This window comes from Amycolatopsis sp. 2-15, from assembly GCF_030285625.1.
GTDB classification, from domain to species: domain Bacteria; phylum Actinomycetota; class Actinomycetes; order Mycobacteriales; family Pseudonocardiaceae; genus Amycolatopsis; species Amycolatopsis carbonis.
On sequence record NZ_CP127294.1, the window covers coordinates 2,205,397 to 2,226,228 of the forward strand.

The 20,832-nt window shown below is 70.3% G+C and carries 21 protein-coding genes; 11 read left to right on the top strand and 10 right to left on the bottom strand.

Annotated features, from left to right (window positions below):
* Positions 1-50: 50 nt before the first annotated feature.
* The gene (locus QRX50_RS10770; protein WP_285971809.1) at positions 51-692 is read left to right on the top strand and encodes a DedA family protein; all 642 of its coding nucleotides are present in this window, start codon (positions 51-53) and stop codon (positions 690-692) included.
* Here the strand turns inward: QRX50_RS10770 and QRX50_RS10775 are convergent.
* Positions 689-1,261, bottom strand: coding sequence for a TetR/AcrR family transcriptional regulator (locus QRX50_RS10775; RefSeq protein WP_285971810.1), 573 nt, complete (start codon positions 1,259-1,261; stop codon positions 689-691). The genes QRX50_RS10770 and QRX50_RS10775 overlap by 4 nt on opposite strands.
* Positions 1,262-1,351: 90 nt before the next feature.
* On the opposite strand from QRX50_RS10775, the gene QRX50_RS10780 reads away from it, so the two are divergent.
* Positions 1,352-2,503, top strand: a complete 1,152-nt coding sequence (locus QRX50_RS10780; RefSeq protein WP_285971811.1) for an MFS transporter — start codon at positions 1,352-1,354, stop codon at positions 2,501-2,503.
* Here QRX50_RS10780 and QRX50_RS10785 read toward each other — a convergent pair.
* The gene (locus tag QRX50_RS10785) at positions 2,486-3,394 is read right to left on the bottom strand and encodes an EamA family transporter (protein WP_285971812.1); all 909 of its coding nucleotides are present in this window, start codon (positions 3,392-3,394) and stop codon (positions 2,486-2,488) included. The genes QRX50_RS10780 and QRX50_RS10785 overlap by 18 nt on opposite strands.
* Positions 3,395-3,482: 88 nt before the next feature.
* Between QRX50_RS10785 and QRX50_RS10790 the strand changes: the two genes are divergently transcribed.
* A complete protein-coding gene (locus tag QRX50_RS10790) occupies positions 3,483-4,388 on the top strand; it encodes a LysR family transcriptional regulator (RefSeq protein ID WP_285971813.1) in 906 nt (301 codons plus the stop codon).
* On the opposite strand, the gene QRX50_RS10795 is transcribed toward QRX50_RS10790, so the two are convergent.
* On the bottom strand, positions 4,385-4,933 hold the full coding sequence (locus QRX50_RS10795; protein WP_285971814.1) for a DedA family protein: 549 nt from the start codon (positions 4,931-4,933) through the stop codon (positions 4,385-4,387). The genes QRX50_RS10790 and QRX50_RS10795 overlap by 4 nt on opposite strands.
* Before the next feature lie 128 nt (positions 4,934-5,061).
* On the opposite strand from QRX50_RS10795, the gene QRX50_RS10800 reads away from it, so the two are divergent.
* Positions 5,062-5,961 (top strand): SDR family oxidoreductase, encoded by a 900-nt coding sequence (locus QRX50_RS10800; protein ID WP_285971815.1) that lies wholly within the window; start codon positions 5,062-5,064, stop codon positions 5,959-5,961.
* Here QRX50_RS10800 and QRX50_RS10805 read toward each other — a convergent pair.
* On the bottom strand, positions 5,952-6,923 hold the full coding sequence (locus QRX50_RS10805) for a helix-turn-helix transcriptional regulator (RefSeq protein WP_285971816.1): 972 nt from the start codon (positions 6,921-6,923) through the stop codon (positions 5,952-5,954). The genes QRX50_RS10800 and QRX50_RS10805 overlap by 10 nt on opposite strands.
* Positions 6,924-6,939: 16 nt before the next feature.
* On the bottom strand, positions 6,940-8,727 hold the full coding sequence (gene leuA / locus QRX50_RS10810) for a 2-isopropylmalate synthase (RefSeq protein ID WP_285971817.1): 1,788 nt from the start codon (positions 8,725-8,727) through the stop codon (positions 6,940-6,942).
* A 244-nt stretch (positions 8,728-8,971) separates the two neighbouring features.
* Between leuA and QRX50_RS10815 the strand changes: the two genes are divergently transcribed.
* A complete protein-coding gene (locus QRX50_RS10815; RefSeq protein WP_285971818.1) occupies positions 8,972-9,352 on the top strand; it encodes a hypothetical protein in 381 nt (126 codons plus the stop codon).
* A gap of 63 nt (positions 9,353-9,415) precedes the next feature.
* On the opposite strand, the gene QRX50_RS10820 is transcribed toward QRX50_RS10815, so the two are convergent.
* Together QRX50_RS10820 and QRX50_RS10825 are read right to left on the bottom strand one after the other, a co-directional pair.
* Positions 9,416-10,090 (bottom strand): hypothetical protein, encoded by a 675-nt coding sequence (locus QRX50_RS10820; RefSeq protein WP_285971819.1) that lies wholly within the window; start codon positions 10,088-10,090, stop codon positions 9,416-9,418.
* A gap of 126 nt (positions 10,091-10,216) precedes the next feature.
* On the bottom strand, positions 10,217-10,813 hold the full coding sequence (locus tag QRX50_RS10825; RefSeq protein ID WP_285971820.1) for a nitroreductase family protein: 597 nt from the start codon (positions 10,811-10,813) through the stop codon (positions 10,217-10,219).
* Positions 10,814-11,047: 234 nt separating this feature from the next.
* Between QRX50_RS10825 and QRX50_RS10830 the strand changes: the two genes are divergently transcribed.
* On the top strand, positions 11,048-12,313 hold the full coding sequence (locus QRX50_RS10830) for an aspartate kinase (protein ID WP_220244908.1): 1,266 nt from the start codon (positions 11,048-11,050) through the stop codon (positions 12,311-12,313).
* Complete coding sequence (locus tag QRX50_RS10835; protein ID WP_285971821.1) at positions 12,313-13,353, top strand: aspartate-semialdehyde dehydrogenase; 1,041 nt, start codon at positions 12,313-12,315, stop codon at positions 13,351-13,353. The genes QRX50_RS10830 and QRX50_RS10835 overlap by 1 nt, the downstream gene beginning before the upstream one ends.
* 57 nt (positions 13,354-13,410) lie before the next feature.
* On the opposite strand, the gene QRX50_RS10840 is transcribed toward QRX50_RS10835, so the two are convergent.
* Positions 13,411-14,904 carry a M48 family metallopeptidase gene (locus QRX50_RS10840; RefSeq protein ID WP_285971822.1) on the bottom strand — a complete coding sequence of 498 codons (1,494 nt, stop codon included), beginning with the start codon at positions 14,902-14,904 and terminating at the stop codon, positions 13,411-13,413.
* A 267-nt stretch (positions 14,905-15,171) separates the two neighbouring features.
* Between QRX50_RS10840 and QRX50_RS10845 the strand changes: the two genes are divergently transcribed.
* Together QRX50_RS10845 and QRX50_RS10850 are read left to right on the top strand one after the other, a co-directional pair.
* Positions 15,172-16,362, top strand: a complete 1,191-nt coding sequence (locus QRX50_RS10845; RefSeq protein ID WP_285971823.1) for an RtcB family protein — start codon at positions 15,172-15,174, stop codon at positions 16,360-16,362.
* Between the two features lie 50 nt (positions 16,363-16,412).
* Complete coding sequence (locus QRX50_RS10850; RefSeq protein WP_285971824.1) at positions 16,413-16,790, top strand: DUF8711 family protein; 378 nt, start codon at positions 16,413-16,415, stop codon at positions 16,788-16,790.
* A gap of 73 nt (positions 16,791-16,863) precedes the next feature.
* Here the strand turns inward: QRX50_RS10850 and QRX50_RS10855 are convergent, their stop codons facing one another.
* Complete coding sequence (locus QRX50_RS10855; RefSeq protein WP_285974420.1) at positions 16,864-18,021, bottom strand: MFS transporter; 1,158 nt, start codon at positions 18,019-18,021, stop codon at positions 16,864-16,866.
* 335 nt (positions 18,022-18,356) lie between these two features.
* Here QRX50_RS10855 and QRX50_RS10860 point away from each other — a divergent pair, with 335 nt between their 5' ends.
* Both QRX50_RS10860 and QRX50_RS10865 read left to right on the top strand, forming a co-directional pair.
* The gene (locus tag QRX50_RS10860; protein ID WP_285971825.1) at positions 18,357-18,605 is read left to right on the top strand and encodes an acyl-CoA-like ligand-binding transcription factor; all 249 of its coding nucleotides are present in this window, start codon (positions 18,357-18,359) and stop codon (positions 18,603-18,605) included.
* Positions 18,606-19,096: 491 nt separating this feature from the next.
* Positions 19,097-19,621 carry a hypothetical protein gene (locus QRX50_RS10865; protein ID WP_220244902.1) on the top strand — a complete coding sequence of 175 codons (525 nt, stop codon included), beginning with the start codon at positions 19,097-19,099 and terminating at the stop codon, positions 19,619-19,621.
* Between the two features lie 73 nt (positions 19,622-19,694).
* On the opposite strand, the gene QRX50_RS10870 is transcribed toward QRX50_RS10865, so the two are convergent.
* Complete coding sequence (locus tag QRX50_RS10870; protein ID WP_285971826.1) at positions 19,695-20,756, bottom strand: alpha/beta hydrolase; 1,062 nt, start codon at positions 20,754-20,756, stop codon at positions 19,695-19,697.
* Positions 20,757-20,832 lie beyond the last annotated feature (76 nt).

Sequence of the window (20,832 nt, forward strand, 5' to 3'; positions counted from 1 at the left end):
GTACTCTGCGGAAGCACGCAAAGACCGGCAAGCCGCAGGGGGTAGGGGTAGTGAACATCGACCACGTGCTGGAGGCGATCCCTCCGCTGTCGGTCTACCTCCTGGTGGGGCTCGTCGTGATGGTCGAGAGCCTCGGCATCCCGCTGCCCGGCGAGATCGTGCTCGTGAGCGCCGCGCTGCTCGCCTCCTCGCACAGCGGGCTCAACCCGCTGTGGATCGGCGTCCTGGCCAGCGCGGGCGCCATCATCGGCGACAGCATCGGCTACCTCATCGGCCGCAAGGGCGGCAAACGCCTCTTCGACTGGGCGGGCCGGAAGTTCCCCAAACACTTCGGGCCACAGCACATCGCGAACGCCGAACGGATGTTCCAGAAACGCGGCATGTGGGCCGTGTTCTTCGGCCGGTTCGTCGCCGTGCTGCGCATCCTCGCCGGCCCGCTGGCGGGCTCGCTGAACATGCACTACCCGCGCTTCCTCATCGCGAACGCCCTGGGCGGCATCGTCTGGGCCGGCGGCACCACCGCGTTGATCTACTACCTCGGCGTGGTCGCGGACAAGTGGCTCAAGGGCTTCCAGTGGGCAGGCCTCGGCGCCGCGCTGGTCATCGGCGTGATCGTGACGCTGGTGCTGAAGAAGCGCATGGCGCGCCACCACCCGGAGCCGGCGGAGCAGAAGGACGACGCCGTCGCCTAAGGCGCGGGCGGTGAGATCAGCGTCGCCGCGAGCCGCTTGGCCGTGTGGAATGGCCGCGAGGCCTGGGTGACCACGGACGTGACCGCGGCGCCCTCCAGCACCAGCATCAGCTCGTCGGCCAGGGTTTCGGCTTGGTTGGCGCCGCTGCGGTGCAGCTGCGTCAACAGGTAGCCGTGCAGCGCCGTCTTGTGGTGGCGGACTACTTCGCGCACCGGGTCGGCCGGGTCGGGGAACTCCGAGGTGGCGTTGAGGAAGCCACAGCCGCGGTAGCCGTCGCGGGAGAGCCAGGCTTCGTAGACGTCGAACACCGCCAGGACCCGCTCGGCCGGATCGGTGTGCGCGGCCGTGATGCGGTCGATCTCCTCCTGCCACTGCCGGTCCCGTTCCCGCAGGTAGGCGACGACCAGCCGGCTCTTCGAACCGAAGTTGCCGTAGAGCGCGGCCTTCGTCACGCCGGCCTCGGCCGCCACGGTGTCGACGCCCACGGCGTGGATGCCGTCGCGGTAGAACAACGTCGACGCCGCCTTGAGCACCTTGGCTCCCGCGTCGCCGGGCCGGGTCCGGCTCACGTCTCCTCCAGACTGTTCGGTCTCGGGTTTGACCAGTCCAGACCTTAGCACCGGTTGACAACAGACAGACCTGTCTGTTTGGTTGCGGACGTGGTCGGGATCAACGAAGAGACAACCGCGCGGTGGTGGGCCACCGCCGCGGTCGGCGCCGGCGTGATCGCGCTCTGCTACGGGTTCGCGCGTTATGCCTACGGGCTGTTCGTGCCCCGGTTCGGCGAGACGTTCGGGCTCACGACCGTCGGCGTCGGCGTGCTGGGCGGACTGTCGACCGCGGGCTACGGCGTCGGGCTGCTGCTGTCCCTGCGCACGGCCACGCGGTCCGCGCGCGGCACCGTGCTGCTGGCCGGCGCGTTGGCGGCGGCGGGGCTCGGGCTCATGGCGGCCGCGCCGAACGTGGCCGTGTTCGGCGCCGGAATCGTCCTCGCGGGCGGCAGCGCGGGCCTGGTTTCGCCCGGCGTCGCGCAGCTGATCGGGGAAACCGTCGGGACGCGCCACCGGGTCCGGGCGCAGACCTGGGCCAACACCGGGACCGGGCTCGGCCTGGCCGCGTCGGCGTTCACGCCGCTGCTGGCCTTCGGCTGGTCCTCGATCTGGGCGGGCTTCGCCGTGCTCGCCGCGGCGATGACGGTGCTCGCCTGGCGGACGTTGCCCCGCCCGCCCGCGGCCGCCGAGATCTTCGCGCCGGTCCACGGACTGGTCCCGCTCGTGGTCAACTCCGTCCTCATCGGGGCGACGAGCGCGCCGTACTGGACCTTCTCCAGCTCCCGGCTCACCGCGACGGGCCTCAGTCCGACTGCGGCGACCTGGTGCTGGTTCACCATCGGCGTGGCCGGGCTGCTCGGCGGGCTGGCCGGACGGGCCGCCGAGCGCGTCGGGCTGCGGACCGCCAACCTCGTCACGTGGACGCTGGCGGCGGCCGGCCTCGCGCTGCTGGCCTTGCCGCGACCGGGCTTGCCCGGCGCGCTGGTCTCGAGTGCGTTGTTCGGCAGCACCTACATGGCCCTCACCGGGTTGTGCATCCTGTGGGCCGCCCGCCTGTTCCCCACGCGCCCGGCTCGCGGGGTCACGTGGTCGTTCGTGGGTCTCGGTGTCGGGCAGACCGCGGCGTCACCGCTGGCCGGCGCCGCGGCGTCCGGAATCGGGCTGGCGGCGGTGTTCGGGCTGGCCGCGCTGGTGGCGCTGGCCGCGTGGAGCCAGCTCGACGCCCGCCTCGCCCCGCCGGCCTCAGGCCCCGGCGGGTAGCAGGTCTTCGTCGGGCAGCTCGACCGGCTTGCGCCGCAGGCTCCCGAGCAGCACCCCGCCGATCACCACGGCGGCGGCGACGATCTCGAGCACCGTCGGGACCTCGTCGAGCACGAAGTACGACGCCGTGAGCCCGACCACCGGCACGAGCAGCGAGAACGGTGCGACGACGCCGGCGGGGTGATGCTTCATGAGCGTGGTCCAGATGCCGGAGCCGACGACGGTGCCGAACACGATCACGTAGGCCATGCCCGCGACGCCGATGAGACCGGTGGTGGTGCCGAGCGTCGTGAGCGAGTGCCAGCCGGCTGTCGGGCCTTCGAAGACGAAGGACAGCGCGAGCATCGGCAGCGGCGGCACCACGGACATCCACAGCATGAGGTGCACCGGGTTGTCGGGCGTCGCGCGGCGCACCGCGAGGTTGCCGAACGCCCAGCTCAACGCGGCCAGCAGCGTCAGGATCACCGGCACCAGCGCGGCGTGCGAGGACTGCTGCCACGCGATCGCCGTCATGCCGGCGACGGCCAGCAGGATGCCGGCGAGCTGGCGGCCGGACACGCGTTCGCGCAGGAGCACGGCGCCGAGCAGCACGGTGAACGGCGCGGACGCCTGCAGCACCAGCGAAGCCAGGCCCGTCGGCATGCCGAGATCCATGGCGACGAACAGGAACGCGAACTGGCCGGTGCCGAACCCGAGGCCGTAGCCGAGCAGGTAGCGCAGCTTCACCTTCGGCCACGGCACGAACAGGATCGTCGGGATCGCGATCAGCGCGAACCGCAGCGCGCCGGCGAACATCGGCGGGAACTGGCCCAATGCGGCGTGGATGGCGAGGAAGTTGCAGCCCCACAGCACGGCGACGAGCACGGCGAGGAGACGGTCACGTGCGGGCATGTCCTCCACTGTGCAGCCGCGGATCGTGAAGGACCAGCGAGAAAAACTGCAACGACCATGTAGCCCTGCTTCACATAAGGTGGACAATGTGGACCTCGGAAGACTCCGGACATTGCGGGAGTTCGCGGACCGCGGCAGCGTGACGGCCACGGCGAGGGCCCTGCACTGCACTCCTTCGGCGGTGTCGCAGCAGCTGCGCGCGCTTCAGGCGGAGGTCGGCCTGCCGCTGACCGAGCCGGACGGCCGTGGTCTGCGGCTCACGGACGCCGGCCGGGCGCTCGTCGCGCGCGCCGACGAGGTGCTCGCGGCGCTGGATCGTGCGGAATCCGAGCTCGACACGTATCGCAGCGCGCCGCGTGGGCGGGTGCGGATCGCGATCTTCCAGTCGGCCGGGCTGATGCTGTTGCCGGGGCTGCTCACGCGCGTCGCGGCGTTCGACGGCCTGGAGGTGGACGTCCGCGATGTCGACATGACGCCTTCGGACGTGCCGGCGCTGGTCGCGGACTACGACGTGGTCGTGACGCACCGGGACGAGCACGCCGGCGAGTTCACCTCCGATCGGCTCGAGGTGGTGCCGCTGCTGCGGGAGCCACTGGACGTTGCGCTGCCGGCGGGGCACGTGCTGGCCCGGCGGCGCCGGGTCGATCTCGCGGACCTCGCCGACGAACGCTGGATCTCCGTGGACCACGGGTTCCCGGTCGACGACGTGCTGCGGTCGCTGACCGTGCGCACGGGGGTGCGGCCGCAGATCGTCCAGCGCATCAATGATTTCCGCATCACCGAGAGGCTCGTCGCGGCGGGGCACGGCATCGCGTTGCTGCCGCGCTACACGATGGACACGCGGCGGGGCAATGGTCTGGTCGGACGTCCGCTGGCCGGGATCCGCGTCGCGCGGCTGGTCGAAGTGGTGTGCCGGCGGGGTGCGTTGTCGCGGCCCGCGGTGGCGACGGTGATCGCCCAGCTGCGGGCGGAAGTGGCGGCGTTGACGGGTTAGCTGCGGGCTCCGCGGCGGACGCCGAACGTGATCGCCACGCCCAGCAGGGTCGCGACGCCGAAAGAGAGCAGCATGCTGACCACCGGTTCGTCGATGAGCTCGCCGCCGGCGTAGCCGAGGAAGGCGACGTATGACGTCCACAGCGTGATGCCGATCGCCGACGCGCTGAAGAACTCGCCCATGGGCCAGCGCAGCGAGCCGGCCAGCAGCGCCCCGACCGTGCCGCCCGAGGGCAGCCAGCGGGCGAGGACCAGGATCGGGCGCGGGTGGCGTTGGAGGCGGCCGTCGAGCCAGGCCAGGCCGGCGGCCATCTTGCGGCGCCGGCTGAGCCGTTCCAGCACCCGCGCGCCGCCGAAGCGGCCCAGCGCGTAGAGGGCCTGGTCGCCGACCAGGCACCCGGCGGTGGCGACGGCGATCACCACGGCCAGCGACGTCCCGCCTTGCGCGGCTGCGATGCCCATGCCGAGGATCGTCACCTCGGTGGGCAGCAGGGGCACCAGCGAGACGACGAACAGCACCACGAGCCCTGCCGTCGTTGCGTCCACACTCCCATTAACCGCGTACGCGCGCGGATGAGTCCGGTTCACCGAGTACTCACAGCAAGGCACAGGCGGCACACAGCTTGGATTAACCATGACAGCGGGTGTCATGGTTGACCGCGACGGTGGTCCGCATGAACCTTTCGGGAAAAATCGCCCTCGTCGCGGGCGGCACACGCGGTGCGAGCCGCGCGATCGCTGTCGAGCTGGGGCGAGCGGGGGCCTTCGTTTACGTGACCGGCCGTACGTCGGGCTCGGCTCGGTCCGAAGTGGACCGTCCGGAGACGATCGAGGAGACAGTTTCGCTTGTGGTCGAGGCAGGCGGCCAGGCCGAGGCTGTTCGCGTCGACCACCTCATGCCCGCCGACGTCGCGGCTCTGGCCTCTCGGCTGGACCACCTGGACATCCTCGTCAACGGCCTCTGGGGCGGCGACCGCCACCTGGAATGGGGTAAACCCGTCTGGGAACACTCCCTCGACGCGGGCCTGCGCATGATCCGCCTGGCGATCGACGCGCACCTCATCACCAGCCACCACCTGCTGCCGCTGATGATCGACCGCCCGGGCGGCCTGGTCGTGGAGCTGACGGACGGCACCGCCTCGTACAACGCGCGGTATCGGGAAGGGACCTCGCTGCCGTTCTACCTGGCGAAGTCCTCGGCCCACCCGCTGGCCATCGGCGAGGCGGCCGAGCTGGCCCCGTTCGGCTGCACGGCCGTCGCGTTCACCCCCGGCTGGCTGCGCTCAGAGGCGATGCTGGAGGTCTACGGCGTCACGGAGTCCAACTGGCGCGACGCGGTGGTGAAGGAGCCGCACTTCGCGATCTCGGAATCCCCGACGTTCTGCGGCCGCACGATCGCCGCCCTGGCCGCGGACCCGGCCCGGGCCCGGTGGTCGGGCCAAACGGTGAGCAGCGGCCAACTCGCGCAGGCCTACGACGTCGACGACGTGGACGGCAGCCGCCCGGACGCGTGGCGGTACCTGGTGGAAGTGGCGGACGTCGGGAAGCCCGCGGAGGTGAGCGGCTACCGCTGAGCGTTGCGGGCGGCGAGTTCGGTGCCGATGTCGGCGAGGGCGGCCCTAAGCTCCGGCGGGTCGAGGACTTCGACGCCGGGGCTCAACGCGACCAGTTGACCGAGGGCGATCTCGCCGCCTTCCAACGCGAGTTCGGCCAGCGCCCAGCCGTCGGCGTCCGGCTCGGCCAGTGAGAGGACGGTGTCCGCGAGGTGTTCGCCGCCGAAGACGCGGCGGAGTCCGCGGACCGCCGGCCGGTTGAGTCGGGCGCGCACCCGCACGGGGCGAGAGACCTGTTCGAAAGTCGCGGAGGAAGCGCGCCACCACGTCGGGAGGTCGAAATCGGCGGGACGGTCGAAGGTCTCGGCGAGCTCGTCGGCGTCAAGGATCCGGGAGACGCGATACGTGCGGTAGGCGTTCTCGACCCGCGCTACCAGGTACCACACCCCCGCCTTCAACACGAGCCCCAACGGTTCCAGCACCCGGGTGGCGACTTTGTCCTTGCGCTGATAGGAAATCGCGAGCCGGCGCTGCGTCCAGACCGCGCGCGAGACGGCCGAAAGACAAGCCGGCTCGTCAGCGCCACCGAACCACCCCGGTGCGTCCAGGTGAAACCGGCCGGCCACCAGCGCCGCGTGTTCCCGCAGCTCGGCCGGCATCCCCGCCGAGACCTTCGCCCGAGCGGCGCTGCCGGCGGTGTCCAACCCCAACCCGGCCAACGCTTCCGGCGCTCCCAAAGCGAACAGTGCCACGGCTTCCCGCGCGGTCAGCCCATCGAGGCCGGCCCGCCAACCGTCGACAAGGCGGTAGCCGCCGTGCCGCCCCTGCTCCGTCCACAGTGGAACGCCGGCGTCTCGCAAAGCCGCCAGGTCGCGGTGCATCGTTCGCTCGGACACACCCAGCTCGGCGGCGAGCTCGGAGGCGGTCGCACTGCGGCGGCGCTGCAGCGTGAACAGCAGCGCGACCAACCTCTCCGCTTTCACCGCAACAACAACGAAATCAGCGGTTCGCGCGGTTGACTGCGCTCACCACCGCGCGCAGCGACGACGCCACGATCGACGGGTCGATGCCCACGCCCCAGAACACGCGGTCGGAGATCGCGCACTCGATGTACGACGCGGCGCGCGAGTCGTCGCCCGGGGTCAGGGTGTGTTCGCTGTAGTCCAGGAGCCGCAGGTCGAAGCCGACGGTGGACAGGGCGTCGAAGAAGGCCGCGATGGGACCGTTGCCGCGGCCGGTGATGTCGTGTTCGTCGCCGTCGACGGTCACCGTGGCTTCGATGTCGTACTCGCCGCCGCCGTTGTCGGTCACGCGCTGGCGCACCAGCTGCAGCGGCGTGCGCGGCTCGAGGTACTCCGTCGAGAACGCGTTCCACATCGTGGTCGGGTCGACCTCGCCACCCTCGGTGTCGGTGTAGGCCTGCACCACCTTGGAGAACTCGATCTGCAGGCGCCGCGGCAGGTCGAGCTGGTGCTCGGCCTTCATGATGTAGGCGACGCCGCCCTTGCCCGACTGCGAGTTCACGCGGATCACGGCCTCATACGTGCGGCCGACGTCCTTCGGGTCGATCGGCAGGTACGGGACCTCCCACGGGTACTCGTCCATGGGCACGCCGGCCTTGTCGGCCGCGTCCTTCAGCGCGTCGAGGCCCTTGTTGATCGCGTCCTGGTGGCTGCCGGAGAACGCGGTGAACACCAGGTCGCCGCCCCACGGCGTGCGCTCGGCCACGGGCAGCTGGTTGCAGTACTCGACGGTGCGCTTGATCTCGTCGATGTCCGAGAAGTCGATCTGCGGGTCGATGCCCTGGCTGAACAGGTTCATGCCCAGCGCGACGAGGTCGACGTTGCCGGTGCGCTCACCGTTGCCGAACAGGCAGCCCTCGATGCGGTCCGCGCCGGCCTGGTAACCCAGCTCGGCGGCGGCGATGCCGGTGCCGCGGTCGTTGTGCGGGTGCAGCGACAGGATCACCGAGTCGCGGCGCTCCAGGTTGCGGCTCATCCACTCGATCGAGTCGGCGTAGACGTTCGGCGTCGCCATCTCGACGGTCGCCGGCAGGTTCAGGATCACCGGCTTCTCGGGCGTCGGCTGCCAGATCTCGGTGACGGCGTTGCAGACCTCGAGCGCGTACGACAGCTCGGTGCCGGTGTAGGACTCGGGCGAGTACTGGAAGCGGAAGTCCGTGTCCGGCTGCTTCGCGGCCAGCTCGAGGACCATTTCCGCGCCCTGTGTCGCGATCTTCTTGATGCCCTCGCGCTCCTCGCGGAACACCACGCGGCGCTGCAGGATCGAGGTCGAGTTGTAGATGTGCACGATCGCGCGCGGCGCGCCCTCGAGCGACTTGAACGTGCGCTCGATCAGCTCGGGGCGGCACTGCGTCAGCACCTGGATGCTCACGTCGTCCGGGATCGCGCCCTCGTCGATGATCTCGCGGACGAAGTCGAAGTCCGTCTGCGACGCGGCGGGGAACCCGACCTCGATCTCCTTGTAGCCCATGCGTACGAGCAGGTCGAAGAACTTGCGCTTGCGCGCCGGCGACATCGGGTCGATCAGGGCCTGGTTGCCGTCACGCAGGTCCACCGCACACCACAGCGGCGCGCGCTCGATGCGCTTCGAGGGCCAGGTGCGGTCGGGCAGGTCGATGTTCTCGATCAGCTCGTACCAGGGCTTGTAGCGGTGGACGGGCATCGACGTGCCGCGTTGCGGGTTCCACCGGGGCTGGTCCGCGGGTGCGGGGCGCGACGGCGTGCGAACGCGGGAGGTATTCGTGCGGGGGTCGTTCGTGGCCATGGGTGAAGACGTCTCCTGACGAGGTGGGTGCTTACGACCGGCACCACAAAGCCCCGCGACGAGGAGCCGGTCTGGTCAGGCCCCGTCGCGGCAGCGAAGCAGGAGAGCACGCGCCACGAGGTCACCTTAACCACGGAACGCGGCCGTTGTGAAGTCACCTCCGCGATCGAACTGTTACGTGCGGTGCCCACCGGGTGTTACCAGCGGGTAGCGGGCGGGGGTGTGACGTGTCAGACTGCCGGGCATGGGCGAGCACGCGGAACAGGCACCCGAGGCGGAGACCGAGCCGCGGCCGAAGCGCGCCGAGATCGATTGGCGACGCACCCGTGAGCAGGCGTTTTCGTTCCTCGCCACGCTCGTGCGGTGGGTCGGGCTGATCTTCGCCGCGATCCTCGTGCTGCACGTGATCTTCACCGTCGGCGAGGCCAATCCGGACAACGGAATCGTCTCGTTCGTCCGAAGCTGGGCCGACGGCCTCTCGATCGGCTTCAAGGACCTCTTCACCCCGAGTGACGCGAAACTCAGGGTGTTGGTCAACTACGGCATCGCGGCGATCTTCTGGCTCGTGGTGTCCGGGATCGTCGCGAAGATCCTCCGCCGCATCGGCGGCGGGATCTCTTCCTGACCGCGGTCACGGGCCGTCCCCGCCTTGGCGCGAACGGCCCGTTCGTACCGGGTCAGCTCCGGGTCAGCTCTGCCAGGTGATCGGCTTGCTGCCGTAGTCCGTGCCCGGCGCCTGGTCGCTGTACTCGCCCTCGTTGTACGACGCACCGGTCACCGTCGTGCCGGCCGGCGCCACCGCGAGCACGCAGCTGTCGTAGGTCGCGCCCTTCGTGGTGAAGGCCTTGCCCGCGTCTCCGCTGTCGCACTTGTCGAATGTGCCGATCACGGACACCCCCTGCGCTTCGGAACCGTCCGGGAGCAGGGCGTTCATCAGCCCGAGCGAGGTGTAGGAGAAGTCCGTGCCGCTCTCGTTCGAGACGGTGACGCGCACGTAGTACGGCGTCATGCCCTTCGCCTTGTCACCCAGGTCGAGCAGCGCGAGGTCGGCCTCGACGCCCTTGTCGATCGACTTCACGGTGACCCCGATCGTGCCGGTCTTGCCCTCCGACTTGAACGGCACGATCGCCTTGTCACCCAGCTTCAGCTTGGTGCCCTGCGGCGTGACGCTTCCGTCCGACGACGAGTTCTGCTGCGCACTCGGCGGCGCTTCCGGGCTCGACTGGGGAGCGCTGCTCTGACTCTGGCTCTGCGCGGGGGCGCCGGACGCGGCCGAAGGCGTGCCGTTCATCTCGCTCCCGCAGCCGGCCAGCGCCAGTACCGCCGCGGAGACCCCCAGGACCGCCAGCACACGACTACGCATGATCGTTCTCTCCTCGTGTCCACCCAGTGTGTTGCCGGCTTCGATGCGGTGCCCCGATCAGCGGTTCCCCAGTCGCGCGACATTACTTAGCGGTGCGAAGCGAATGCGATCAGTCGTCCGGCGGTTTCAGTCACCCAACGCGGGCGTGCCCCATTCACCGCTGAACGCGAACTCGCTCAGCGGAACGCGCTGCCGCGGCTTGAGCTCGCGCTCGATGCGCCGCTCGTCCTCCAGCACCTCGGCCTCGGCGGCGTGACCCACGGCGATGGCCACGCGCGGCACGGCGCCCTCCGGCAAGCCGAACGACGAGCGGACCGCGTCGGCGGAGAAGCCCGCCATCTGGTGCGCGATCAGGCCGAGGTCCACGGCCTGCAGCACCAGGTTCTCGCTCGCCAGGCCGAGCCCGTATTCGGCGTAGGGGACCTCGCCCTTCTCGTTCGTGGTCACCATCACGCCCACGAGCAGCGCGCCCGCGCGGAACGCCCACGCCTGGTTGCCGCTGTTCAGCGCGGCCAGGATCCGGGCGAACGTGGGGTCGCCGCGCCGGCCCACGAGGTAGCGCGCGGGCTGGGTGTTGCCGAAGGACGGCGCCCAGCGCGCGGCCTCCAGCAAGGTGGTCAGTTCCTGCGGGGACACCTCGGCGGTCGCGTCGAAGGCGCGGGGGCTCCAGCGCTCGGCGATGGCCGGGATCACGGGGACGCTCGTCTCGGCGGGTTTGCGCACGTCCCGCACCGTAGTACGGCGGGAGTGCTCTCCATCACTCCGGAGGAAGGGCTTCGAACATTTCGGTGGTGTTAAGGAAGATTTACTTCCGACACACCCTCGATCGGTGTGCGCCGCCACTCGATTGAGTGGCGAGCGCGGTCGGCCCCGGTAGAGTTTCGCCCAAGTGAAGGGACGCGGGGGCTCCTCGGTGCCCACCAGGAGCAGACCCGGCCCGTCAAGGAGGTTCGGGCTGTGGCCCTCGTGGTCCAGAAGTACGGCGGATCGTCGCTGGAAAGTGCCGACAGGATCAAGCGCGTCGCCGAACGCATCGTCGCCACCAAAAAGGCGGGCAACGACGTCGTGGTGGTGTGCTCGGCGATGGGTGACACCACCGACGAGCTGCTCGACCTGGCGCAGCAGGTGAACCCCGCGCCGCCGGAGCGGGAGATGGACATGTTGCTCACCGCCGGTGAGCGCATCTCGAACGCACTGGTCGCCATGGCGATTTCCGCGCACGGCGCCGAGGCGTGGTCGTTCACCGGTTCGCAGGCGGGTGTCGTCACGACGTCGGTGCACGGCAACGCGCGCATCATCGACGTGACGCCGAGCCGCGTCACGGAGGCGCTGGAACAGGGCTACATCGCGCTGGTGGCTGGGTTCCAGGGTGTTTCCCAGGACACCAAGGACATCACGACGCTCGGCCGCGGCGGGTCGGACACCACCGCCGTCGCGCTCGCCGCGGCGCTGGGCGCCGACGTGTGCGAGATCTATTCCGATGTGGACGGTGTGTACTCCGCCGACCCGCGGATCGTGCCGGACGCGCGGAAACTCGACACCATCCCGTACGAGGAGATGCTGGAGCTCGCCGCGAGCGGTTCGAAGATCCTGCACCTGCGTTCGGTCGAGTACGCGCGCCGCTACGGCGTGCCGATCCGAGTCCGCTCTTCCTACAGCGACAAGCCGGGCACCACCGTGACCGGGTCAATCGAGGAGATCCCCGTGGAACAAGCGCTGATCACCGGTGTGGCACACGACCGTTCGGAGGCCAAGATCACGGTCACCGGCGTGCCGGACCACGCCGGGGCGGCCGCCCGGATCTTCCGCGTGATCGCCGACGCGGAGATCGACATCGACATGGTGCTGCAGAACGTGTCCAGCACGATCTCGGGTCGCACCGACATCACGTTCACGCTGTCGAAGGCCAACGGCGCCAAGGCCGTGCAGGAGCTCGAGAAGGTCAAGGGCGAGATCGGCTTCGAGACCGTGCTGTACGACGACCACGTCGGCAAGGTCTCGCTCGTCGGCGCGGGGATGCGCTCGCACCCCGGTGTCACGGCGACGTTCTGCGAGGCGCTCGCGCAGTCGGGCGTCAACATCGAAATCATCAACACCTCGGAGATCCGCATCTCGGTGCTGATCCGCGACGCGCAGCTCGACGACGCCGTGCGTGCGATCCACGAGGCGTTCGAGCTCGGCGGCGACGAAGAAGCCGTCGTCTACGCGGGGAGTGGTCGCTGATGAGCAACGGTCTGCGCGTCGGAGTGGTCGGGGCGACCGGCCAGGTCGGCGGTGTGATGCGGAAACTGCTGGCGGAGCGCGGTTTTCCGGTGGACGAGATGCGCTACTTCGCGTCGTCCCGGTCAGCGGGAACGAAGCTTCCGTGGCAGGGCGAGGAGATCACGGTCGAGGACACCGCCACGGCGGATCCGTCCGGTTTGGACATCGCCCTGTTCTCCGCGGGCGGCTCGACTTCGCGCGAGCAGTCGCCGCGCTTCTCCGCCGCGGGCGTGACGGTGATCGACAACTCGTCGGCCTTCCGCCGCGACCCGGACGTGCCGCTGGTCGTGAGCGAGGTGAACCCGGAGGCCATCAAGGAGGCGCGCAAGGGGATCATCGCGAACCCCAACTGCACCACCATGGCGGCCATGCCGGTCCTCAAGCCGCTGCACGACGAGGCCGGCCTGCTGCGCTTGATCACTAGCACGTACCAAGCCGTGTCCGGCAGCGGCCTCGCCGGGGTCGACGAGCTGGCCGCCCAGGTCAACGCCGTCGCCTCCCGCGCCGCGGCCCTCACTCACGACGGTTCGGCGGTGGACTTCCCGGCCCCGGCCAAGTACGTGGCGCCCATCGCGTTCAACGTCCTGCCCATGGCCGGCTCCGTCGTCGACGACGGCTCGTTCGAGACGGACGAGGAACAGAAGCTGCGCAACGAAAGCCGCAAGATCCTGGGCCTGCCGGAGCTGCTCGTGTCCGGCACGTGCGTGCGCGTCCCGGTCTTCTCCGGCCACGCGCTGTCGATCAACGTCGAGTTCTCGTCGCCGATCTCGGTGGAGCGGGCCACGGAGCTGCTTTCGGTGGCGCCCGGCGTTCAGCTCTCGGACGTCCCCACGCCGCTGCAGGCGGCGGGCAAGGACCCGAGCTTCGTCGGCCGCATCCGCCAGGACCCGGGCGCGCCGGACGGCCGCGGCCTGGCCCTGTTCGTGGCGACGGACAACCTGCGCAAGGGCGCGGCGTTGAACGCGGTGCAGATCGCGGAGCTGGTGGCCAGCAACCGCTGATCTTCGGTGTGAAACCGGCCGCCTCACCCGGAACCCGGGAGAGGCGGCCGGTTTCGTTCAGCCCGCGACGACGTTGCGCGATGGCCGGTAGTCCAGCGGGACGTCCGCTTCTTTGAGCAGTGCCCGCAACGGCGCTGTATCCGGATCGGCGACGCACGCGGCGTCGAGGGCAGCCGACACGGCTTCCTGTCCAGGCCCACCGACGACCAGCTCGGGTGGCCCGGACCACGACACCCGCCAGCGAACGACGCCGGCGTCGGCGAGCGCCGCGGTGACCACAAGGGACAGCCGCCGGCGGATCGCGGCACCGAGGAGCGCCCGGCGCACCTCGGGCGCGGTGCCGGCAGGCGGTGTGGTGCCGGGGGCGGCGAGCGGACCGGGGTCACCGGCGTCGATCATTTCGAGCGCGTCGCCCAGCGTCCGCCCGCCCAGCACGCCCAGGGCGGCTTCGCGCGCCGAGTGGCGGGCGCCCAGGTCAGCCAGGGTGTCCCAGTCGGTGCGCTCTTTGGTGAGGGTCTCGTCGATGAGGCCGGTGAGCAGAGCGGCGTCGAGGGTTTTCTCGGCGTCGCACAGGATTTCGCTCGCGGGCCGCTCGCCGCCGGGCGGTGGCGGCACGACCGGCGCGGATTCGAGGGCGGCGATCCGCTCCGGCATCGCCGGGTGGTTGTCGAAGCGTTGGGTCTTCCGTTTCGCGAAGCTCTTCTGGACCTCGGCGATCTCGCCTTTCCGCGAGTCGTCGGCCAGCAATGCCCGGTAGCCCTCGGCGAGCCGGCCCGGGAAGAACCCGGCGGCCCAGCCCGCGGTCGCGTAGCGGTCGAGGAAGAAGTCCCAGGCCGTGTCGAGCGTCTCCACGTTGCGCAGCGCGCTCACCGCAGCGGACGTGCCGGCGAGCCGCACGGACCCGAGATCGGCAGCGAACTCCGCGTCGCGGCGGACCCGCGCCGAGACGGTGAAGTACAGCTTCGCGTAACTCTGGAGCAAGGGCCGGACGAACCAGTCGAGGCCCTGCGCGTGGTCGAGATCGGCCACGGTCCGGCCGAGCGACCGGTGCTCGCGGTAGGTCGCCGTCGCGAACCACGTGTCGCCGTTGTCGTAGTGGGCGAGTTCGTGCCCCAGGACCGCCCGTAGTTGATCGAGCCGGAAGGCGATGAGGAGCTGCGCGCCCAGTACCAGCTGCCGGTGCGGACGCCGAAGGAGCCGGGTCTTGTCCTGGACACCGGCGTTGGCCTCCGGGATCAGGATGATCTCGTCGGGCGCCCGCGTGCCGACCTCGTCCGCGAGCTCCCGGACGAGACCCCACAACCCGGGCTGCTCCTCGGGCGTCACGCCCAGGCCGTGCACGGCACGCGGCGTCCGCCCGAAGACCGAAACCGTCTTCAGCAGCACCCCGAAGCTCGGCACGGCGATGATGCCGAAGGAAAGCGCCCAATTCGGTGAGTGGAACAGCGCGTAGACCTCGACGCCCACGATCCCGACCACGATCACCAGGACCAGCAGCGGGAACCCCGCGAGCAGCAGGACCGCGAACAGTGCGCGCGGTGATGTCTTCATCCGGCCGAACCTCCCCAGGCGGACGCCCACGCGCCGCGTTCATCGTGCCGGAGATCGTTCCCCGGAACGAATTCGTTTCTGCAGCAACCGGTACGCCACTGCCAGGTGCCGGTGACCCGGTTCAGCACACCCCCGGGTCGCCTTGCCGGTATCGGCGGGAGCCTCGATTTCGGTTCGCTCGTGAATCGCCCACGGCGAAAACCCGTGGCGCCACCTCGTCCTTCCGGGGGATGCTCTTCGAAGAATCCCAGCCAGGAAAGGAAAGTCATGTACACGGCGGTAGACGGTGCTCGCGTCCCGATCCGGATGTGGGCCGACCCCACGTCGGTCGAGGAACAGGCCATGCGCCAGCTGCACAACGTCGCCAATCTGCCTTGGGTGCACGGCGTCGCGGTGATGCCGGACGTCCACTACGGCAAGGGCGCCACCGTGGGCAGCGTGATCGCCATGCGTGACGCGGCGTCGCCGGCGGCGGTGGGTGTCGACATCGGGTGCGGGATGAGCGCGGTGCGCACGTCGCTGACCGCGGCGGACCTGCCCGACGACCTCGCCCGGCTGCGGCGCCGGATCGAGTCGGCCGTGCCGGTGGGGTTCGGGCTGCGCAAGACGCCCGTGAACCCCGCGAAGGTCCACGGCGTGGGCGGCTGGGACGCGTTCTGGAAGTCGTTCGGCGACCTCCACGAGGGCGTGCAGGGCCTGCACGACCGCGCGGCGCGCCAGGTCGGCAGCCTCGGCGGCGGGAACCACTTCATCGAGGTCTGCCTGGAACAGGGCGGCGCCGACGAGGGCCGCGTGTGGCTGATGCTGCATTCGGGTTCGCGCAACATCGGCAAGGAGCTCGCCGAGCGGCACATGGCCGTCGCGCGCAAGCTGCCGCACAACGCCGACCTGCCCGACCGCGACCTCGCCGTGTTCGTCGCGGGCACGCCCGAGATGGCGGCCTACCGGCGGGACCTGTTCTGGGCGCAGGACTACGCGGCGCGCAACCGCGCCACGATGGTGGCGCTGGTCAAGCTCGCCGTCGCCGAGGTGGTCCCGGGGACCACGTTCGACGACTCGATCTCTTGTCACCACAACTACGTCGCCGAGGAGACCTACGACGGCGTCGATCTGCTCGTGACCCGCAAGGGCGCGATCCGGGCCGGCGCGGGTGACCTCGGGATCATCCCGGGCAGCATGGGCACCGGCTCGTACATCGTGCGCGGGCTCGGCAACACGGCGTCGTTCGAGTCGGCTTCGCACGGCGCGGGGCGGCGGATGTCGCGGACGAAGGCACGCAAGACCTTCACCGCGGCCGACCTCGCGGCCCAGACCGACGGCGTCGAGTGCCGCAAGGACAGCGGCGTGGTCGACGAGATCCCGGCGGCCTACAAGGACATCGACGCGGTGCTCGAGGCGCAGACCGACCTCGTCGAGGTCGTGGCGCACCTCAAGCAGGTCGTCTGCGTGAAGGGGTGAAGGTGCTCGCGGGGCCGGGTCGGGCCCCGCGAGCCCGCTACGCTGGGAACATGACGAGGTGGGGAGCGGTGGTCGCGCTGGCGGCCGCCGGAGCGTTGCTGGCCGGGTGCGACCAGGTCGACTCGGCGGTGGACACGGCCGATTCGACGGCCGACAAGGTCAGCGCGTGCACGCAGGCGCTGGGTCTGGCGGACCTCAACCCGCTGGTCGACCCAGACAAGCTGAAGGCCCGCGCGCAGGACAAGGAAGAACGCCTGCGCGCGCTGGCGGCCGACGTGCAGGAGCAGGACGTCAAGAACGCGCTGCTTGGCATGGCCGACTCCTACGTCGAGGTGCAGAAGGAGCACATCCAGGACGCCGGGGTGGTCGCCGCGTGGGCCAAGCGGAACGTCGCGAAGCTTGACGCGTTGCGCAAAGCCTGCAGCTGAGCGGGCCTCGCCCAAGCGCCCCAATGCGGCGTTCGGTGCGTTGAACGCAACCAACGCCACATTGGGGTGTGGGTCAGCGCCGTGCCTGTACGGCCGCTGCCATCGCCGGTGCCGCGGCGGTCCGGCGCCGGTGTGTCCACAGCAGGCCCGCCGCGGCCAGGACCAGACCACCGGCGCCCGCGGCGACGAAGCCCCACGCCGGGCTCGAGTGGTCGATCGCGAAGCCCACCACGGGGCTGCCCGCGGCCAGCCCGAGCCGGGTCGACGCGTCCTGCAGCCCCATCGCCTCGCCGCGCACGGCCGGGGGTGCGATGGCGCTCACTGTCTCCGTGGTGGCGGCCAGCGTCGGCGCGCAGAGCAGGTTCGTCGGGATCAGCACGAGCATCAGCAGCCACCACGGCTGGTCCGCCAGCCCCACCGGCAGCACCAGCGCCGCGAGCAGCAGCATCAGCACCCCCTGCGGCAACGACTTCTTCACGGCGCCGTGCACGATCCCGCCGAGCATCGACGCCGCGCACATCACCGCGATGACCAGACCGGTCCAGCCGACGTCACCGTGGGCGCGCAGGGCTGCCAGCGTCGCCACCTCCGTGCCGACCAGGCAGAACAACGCGCCCGCGGCCACCAGCAGCGTCGCGAGCAGCCGGCCGGTGAGCCACGACCGCAGCGGCGGCCGGACGGAGCCGACGGGGGCCAGCTCGTCCTCGTTCCGGATCGGCGGGTTGAGCAGGAAGATGAGCAACGCCGTGCTGCCGAAGAGCACGCCGATGCCGCTGAGCGTGAACGTGGCCGACAGCGACGTGATCGCCGCGATGCCGGCCGCCGGGCCGATCATGAACGACGCCTCGACCAGGATCGTGTCGAGCGAGTAGGCCGCGCGCCGGTGCTCGGCGGGTACGAGCGCCGCCAGGATCTGGCGTGCCAGCGAGCCCGCGGGCACGGACAGGAACCCGGCCGGCAGCGCGCACGCCACCAGCACCGCGTAGGAGAGGTGGGGCGCCGCGACCCAGAAGGCCGTGGACGCGACGCCGCAGACGGCGACCACCGGACGCAGGCCGTAGCGGTCGATGGTGCGCCCGAGCAGCGGCGCGCCCAGCGCCATGCCCAGCGTGGTGGCGGCGCCGACGACGCCGGCCGCGCCGTAGCCGTGGCCCAGGTTGGAGACCACGTACAGGGTGAGCGTGACGCCGGTCATCGTCATCGGCAGGCGCGCGAAGAACATCAGCACCATCGACGGACGGACTCGGGACAGGGTCAGCACCTGGCGGTACGGCTCGAAGGGCACGTACCTCATGAGAGCAAATCCTGGTACGCGCGTGCAACTTCTTTTGTGGCGATCTTCCTGACAGTTGCTGTCAAACGAGAGCGACCGCGACGATCGCCGCATGACCCCGGCTGAACCGACCGGCCTGCGCGAACGCAAGAAGGCCCGCACGCGCGAAGCGATCCAGCGCCACGCACTGCGGCTGTTCCAGGAGCACCGCTCGGGGTCGTCCGCGGCGCTGAGCGAGGTGTACGACCGCCTGCCGCCCGAGGTGTGGGCCGAGGCGGCGCCGGCAGCTGGTCGTGTTCTCCGTGCCGGAGCTGCGCGCGAAGGTGATGGACAACTACGTCTCGGGCATCACGATGCTCGTCGAGCTGGCGGCCGGACGGACCGGTCGCACCCCCGGCGACTTCGAGGTGCGCAACTGGGCGGGTGCGGTCGTCGGCGTCATCCTCTCCGCGGCGCCGGCGGCCGCGGCGGATCAGAGCGTCGATTTCGTGGCGCTGCTGGAACGCGCGTTCACGCACCTGGAAGAAGGCCTGCCGCTCTGAATCAGCGCAACTCGCAATCCTGACGCGAAACAATTCGCGAATGTTTTTGTGCATTCGTGGGTTGACCTCGGTGCGCGCGCTTGGGTGCGCATTCGTGCGCTGTTTCCGGTGCTCTTCGCGGCGGAGATCTGCCAGTGACCCGGCTACTCCACCTGTGGCGGTGCGTGCGTGGGGGACACCCTGACTGGAGCAGTGGTGACACGCGGTCCGACGGAGTGATGAGGGTAAACGATCACGCAATACACCTGTGTGGGTGATCGGTACGGCCATTCGTGGCGGACGGCTACTCCGAGTCCGATTCATGATCGGTCATGATGATCTTCAGGGGGATGGGCAAGCCGTCCACGTTAATCAATTGCGGGCATGTTCCCGAAAGACGGATTCGGCACGTAAGGGTTAGAAAACTTCCCTATCCGGTGATCGGCTGGTGCTGGGCCGATACGGCGGGTATCGATTTACCCGTCAGGTCTCCAGAGGCCAGGAGGTAAGGAATGAAAGGCAAGATTGGGCGGATCATCGCCTTGGTAGCCGCCGGCAGTCTGCTGGCCGTCGGCACCTCGGGGATGGCCTCGGCGAGCCCTGCGGGTGGCAAGGGCTCGTCGTCCACCGAGGCGGTCGGCGCACAGGTGCTCCAGATGCGGGACGACCTGACGAAGGCCGCGTACGCCGGCAACGTCGGTCTGACGCGTGCTGATCTGGACAAGCTCAGCCCTGTCCTCGGCGACCTCGCCGCGGGCAAGCGCTACACGATCCAGTCGGAGACGCAGCAGCTCTCGTCGGCGGCCAAGGGCCGTGCGGACGAGTCCAGCCGCCTGCTGTCCGACCCGTCGGCGTCGCCGCGTCAGCTCCCGCCGCTGCCGCTCCCGCCGATCCCGGACCTGCCCGGTCCGCTGAAGATCGTGAGCGACCTGCTCAAGGCCCTGCTGGGTGCCGTCACCGGCATCCTTGGCGGACTGCTCGGCTCCCTGCCGGTGCCGCCGCTGCCGGTGCCGCCGTTGCCCGTCCCGGGCGCGTAGTAACCACCCCCGGAACACGGGGTTTTCGGAGCCTGGTGCGGTTCGCCGCACCAGGCTCCGGTGGTTTCCGGGGCTATTTCTCCTTCTGCTGCCGTGCCAGTCCCAGCCGCAACGCGCCGGCCAGCTCGGCCGTCGCCTCGCGGAACCGGGAGCCGACGCCGGTGAAGTTCAGGAACCCGTGGATCAGGTCCGGCTGCCGGCTCACCGCGACGGACACGCCCGCTTCGCGCAGCTTCTCAGCGTACGCCTCGCCCTCGTCGCGCAGCGGGTCGAAGCCCGCGGTCATGATGAACGCCGGCGGAAGTCCACTGTGGTCGGTCGCGACGAGTGGTGACAGGCGCGGGTCGGCCTTGTCGGTGCCGGCGGGGACGTAGTGGCCCTCGAACCAGGTCATCGACTCGTCGGTGAGGAACAGCTTCTCGGCGAAGATCTCGCGCGAGCGGCGGCGCGTCGTGAAGTCCACCGCGGGGTAGATCAGCAGCTGGAACGCCGGCGCCGGTCCGCCGCGCCGCGCCGCCGCCAGGGTCAGCGCGGCGGAGAGGTTGCCGCCCGCGCTGTCGCCGCCCACGGCGATGCGGTCCGCGTCGGCGCCCAGCTCCGCCGCATTCGCGTGGGCGTAGTCGAACGCCGCCAGCGCGTCTTCGAACGGAGTCGGGAACGGGTGTTCCGGCGCCATCCGGTACTCCACCGACAGCACGCGTACGCCGGCGTGCTTCGCGAGGTAGCGCGCGGCGTTGTCGTGCGTCGCGCGGGAGCCGACCACCCAGCCGCCGCCGTGGAAGAACACGAGCAGCCCGGACGGTTCGGGCAGCCCCGCGGGTGCGTAGAGGGTGGCGTCGAGCGACGCGTCGCCGGACGGAATCACCACGTCGCGCACGGCCACGGGCTCGATCGTCTTGCCGCTCACCAGGTGGCGGCCGAGCTCGAGCCCGAGGCGCGAGCCCTCGACGGTTTCGCCGACGAGCGCGGTGCCGGTGAGCTGCTGCAGCCGCAGCAGGAGCTGCGCGTCGAGGGCGAGCTCCTGCCCATCGCGCCGCAGCGGCGGGCCGGCGATGAGCCGCCGGACGGGCCGGGGCAGCCAGAAGACCAGCTGCGCGGCGGCGGCCTGGGCGCGGACCTGGAGCGGGATCGCCATCGTTCCTCCTCGGCTGTGGACCCCGACGTTACTTGTCAGTAGATAGTGGGTCCAGCTGTGATCGAGAACTCCGTCC

Bases quoted from the DNA above. Each gene is read 5' to 3' on its own strand.
- QRX50_RS10785 (WP_285971812.1), bottom strand. From the start codon at position 3,394: ATGCCCGCACGTGACCGTCTCCTCGCCGTGCTCGTCGCCGTGCTGTGG.
- QRX50_RS10800 (WP_285971815.1), top strand. From the start codon at position 5,062: ATGAACCTTTCGGGAAAAATCGCCCTCGTCGCGGGCGGCACACGCGGT.
- leuA (WP_285971817.1), bottom strand. From the start codon at position 8,727: ATGGCCACGAACGACCCCCGCACGAATACCTCCCGCGTTCGCACGCCG.
- QRX50_RS10815 (WP_285971818.1), top strand. From the start codon at position 8,972: ATGGGCGAGCACGCGGAACAGGCACCCGAGGCGGAGACCGAGCCGCGG.
- QRX50_RS10820 (WP_285971819.1), bottom strand. From the start codon at position 10,090: ATGCGTAGTCGTGTGCTGGCGGTCCTGGGGGTCTCCGCGGCGGTACTG.
- QRX50_RS10835 (WP_285971821.1), top strand. From the start codon at position 12,313: ATGAGCAACGGTCTGCGCGTCGGAGTGGTCGGGGCGACCGGCCAGGTC.
- QRX50_RS10840 (WP_285971822.1), bottom strand. From the start codon at position 14,904: ATGAAGACATCACCGCGCGCACTGTTCGCGGTCCTGCTGCTCGCGGGG.
- QRX50_RS10845 (WP_285971823.1), top strand. From the start codon at position 15,172: ATGTACACGGCGGTAGACGGTGCTCGCGTCCCGATCCGGATGTGGGCC.
- QRX50_RS10850 (WP_285971824.1), top strand. From the start codon at position 16,413: ATGACGAGGTGGGGAGCGGTGGTCGCGCTGGCGGCCGCCGGAGCGTTG.
- QRX50_RS10855 (WP_285974420.1), bottom strand. From the start codon at position 18,021: ATGGTGCTGATGTTCTTCGCGCGCCTGCCGATGACGATGACCGGCGTC.
- QRX50_RS10865 (WP_220244902.1), top strand. From the start codon at position 19,097: ATGAAAGGCAAGATTGGGCGGATCATCGCCTTGGTAGCCGCCGGCAGT.
- QRX50_RS10870 (WP_285971826.1), bottom strand. From the start codon at position 20,756: ATGGCGATCCCGCTCCAGGTCCGCGCCCAGGCCGCCGCCGCGCAGCTG.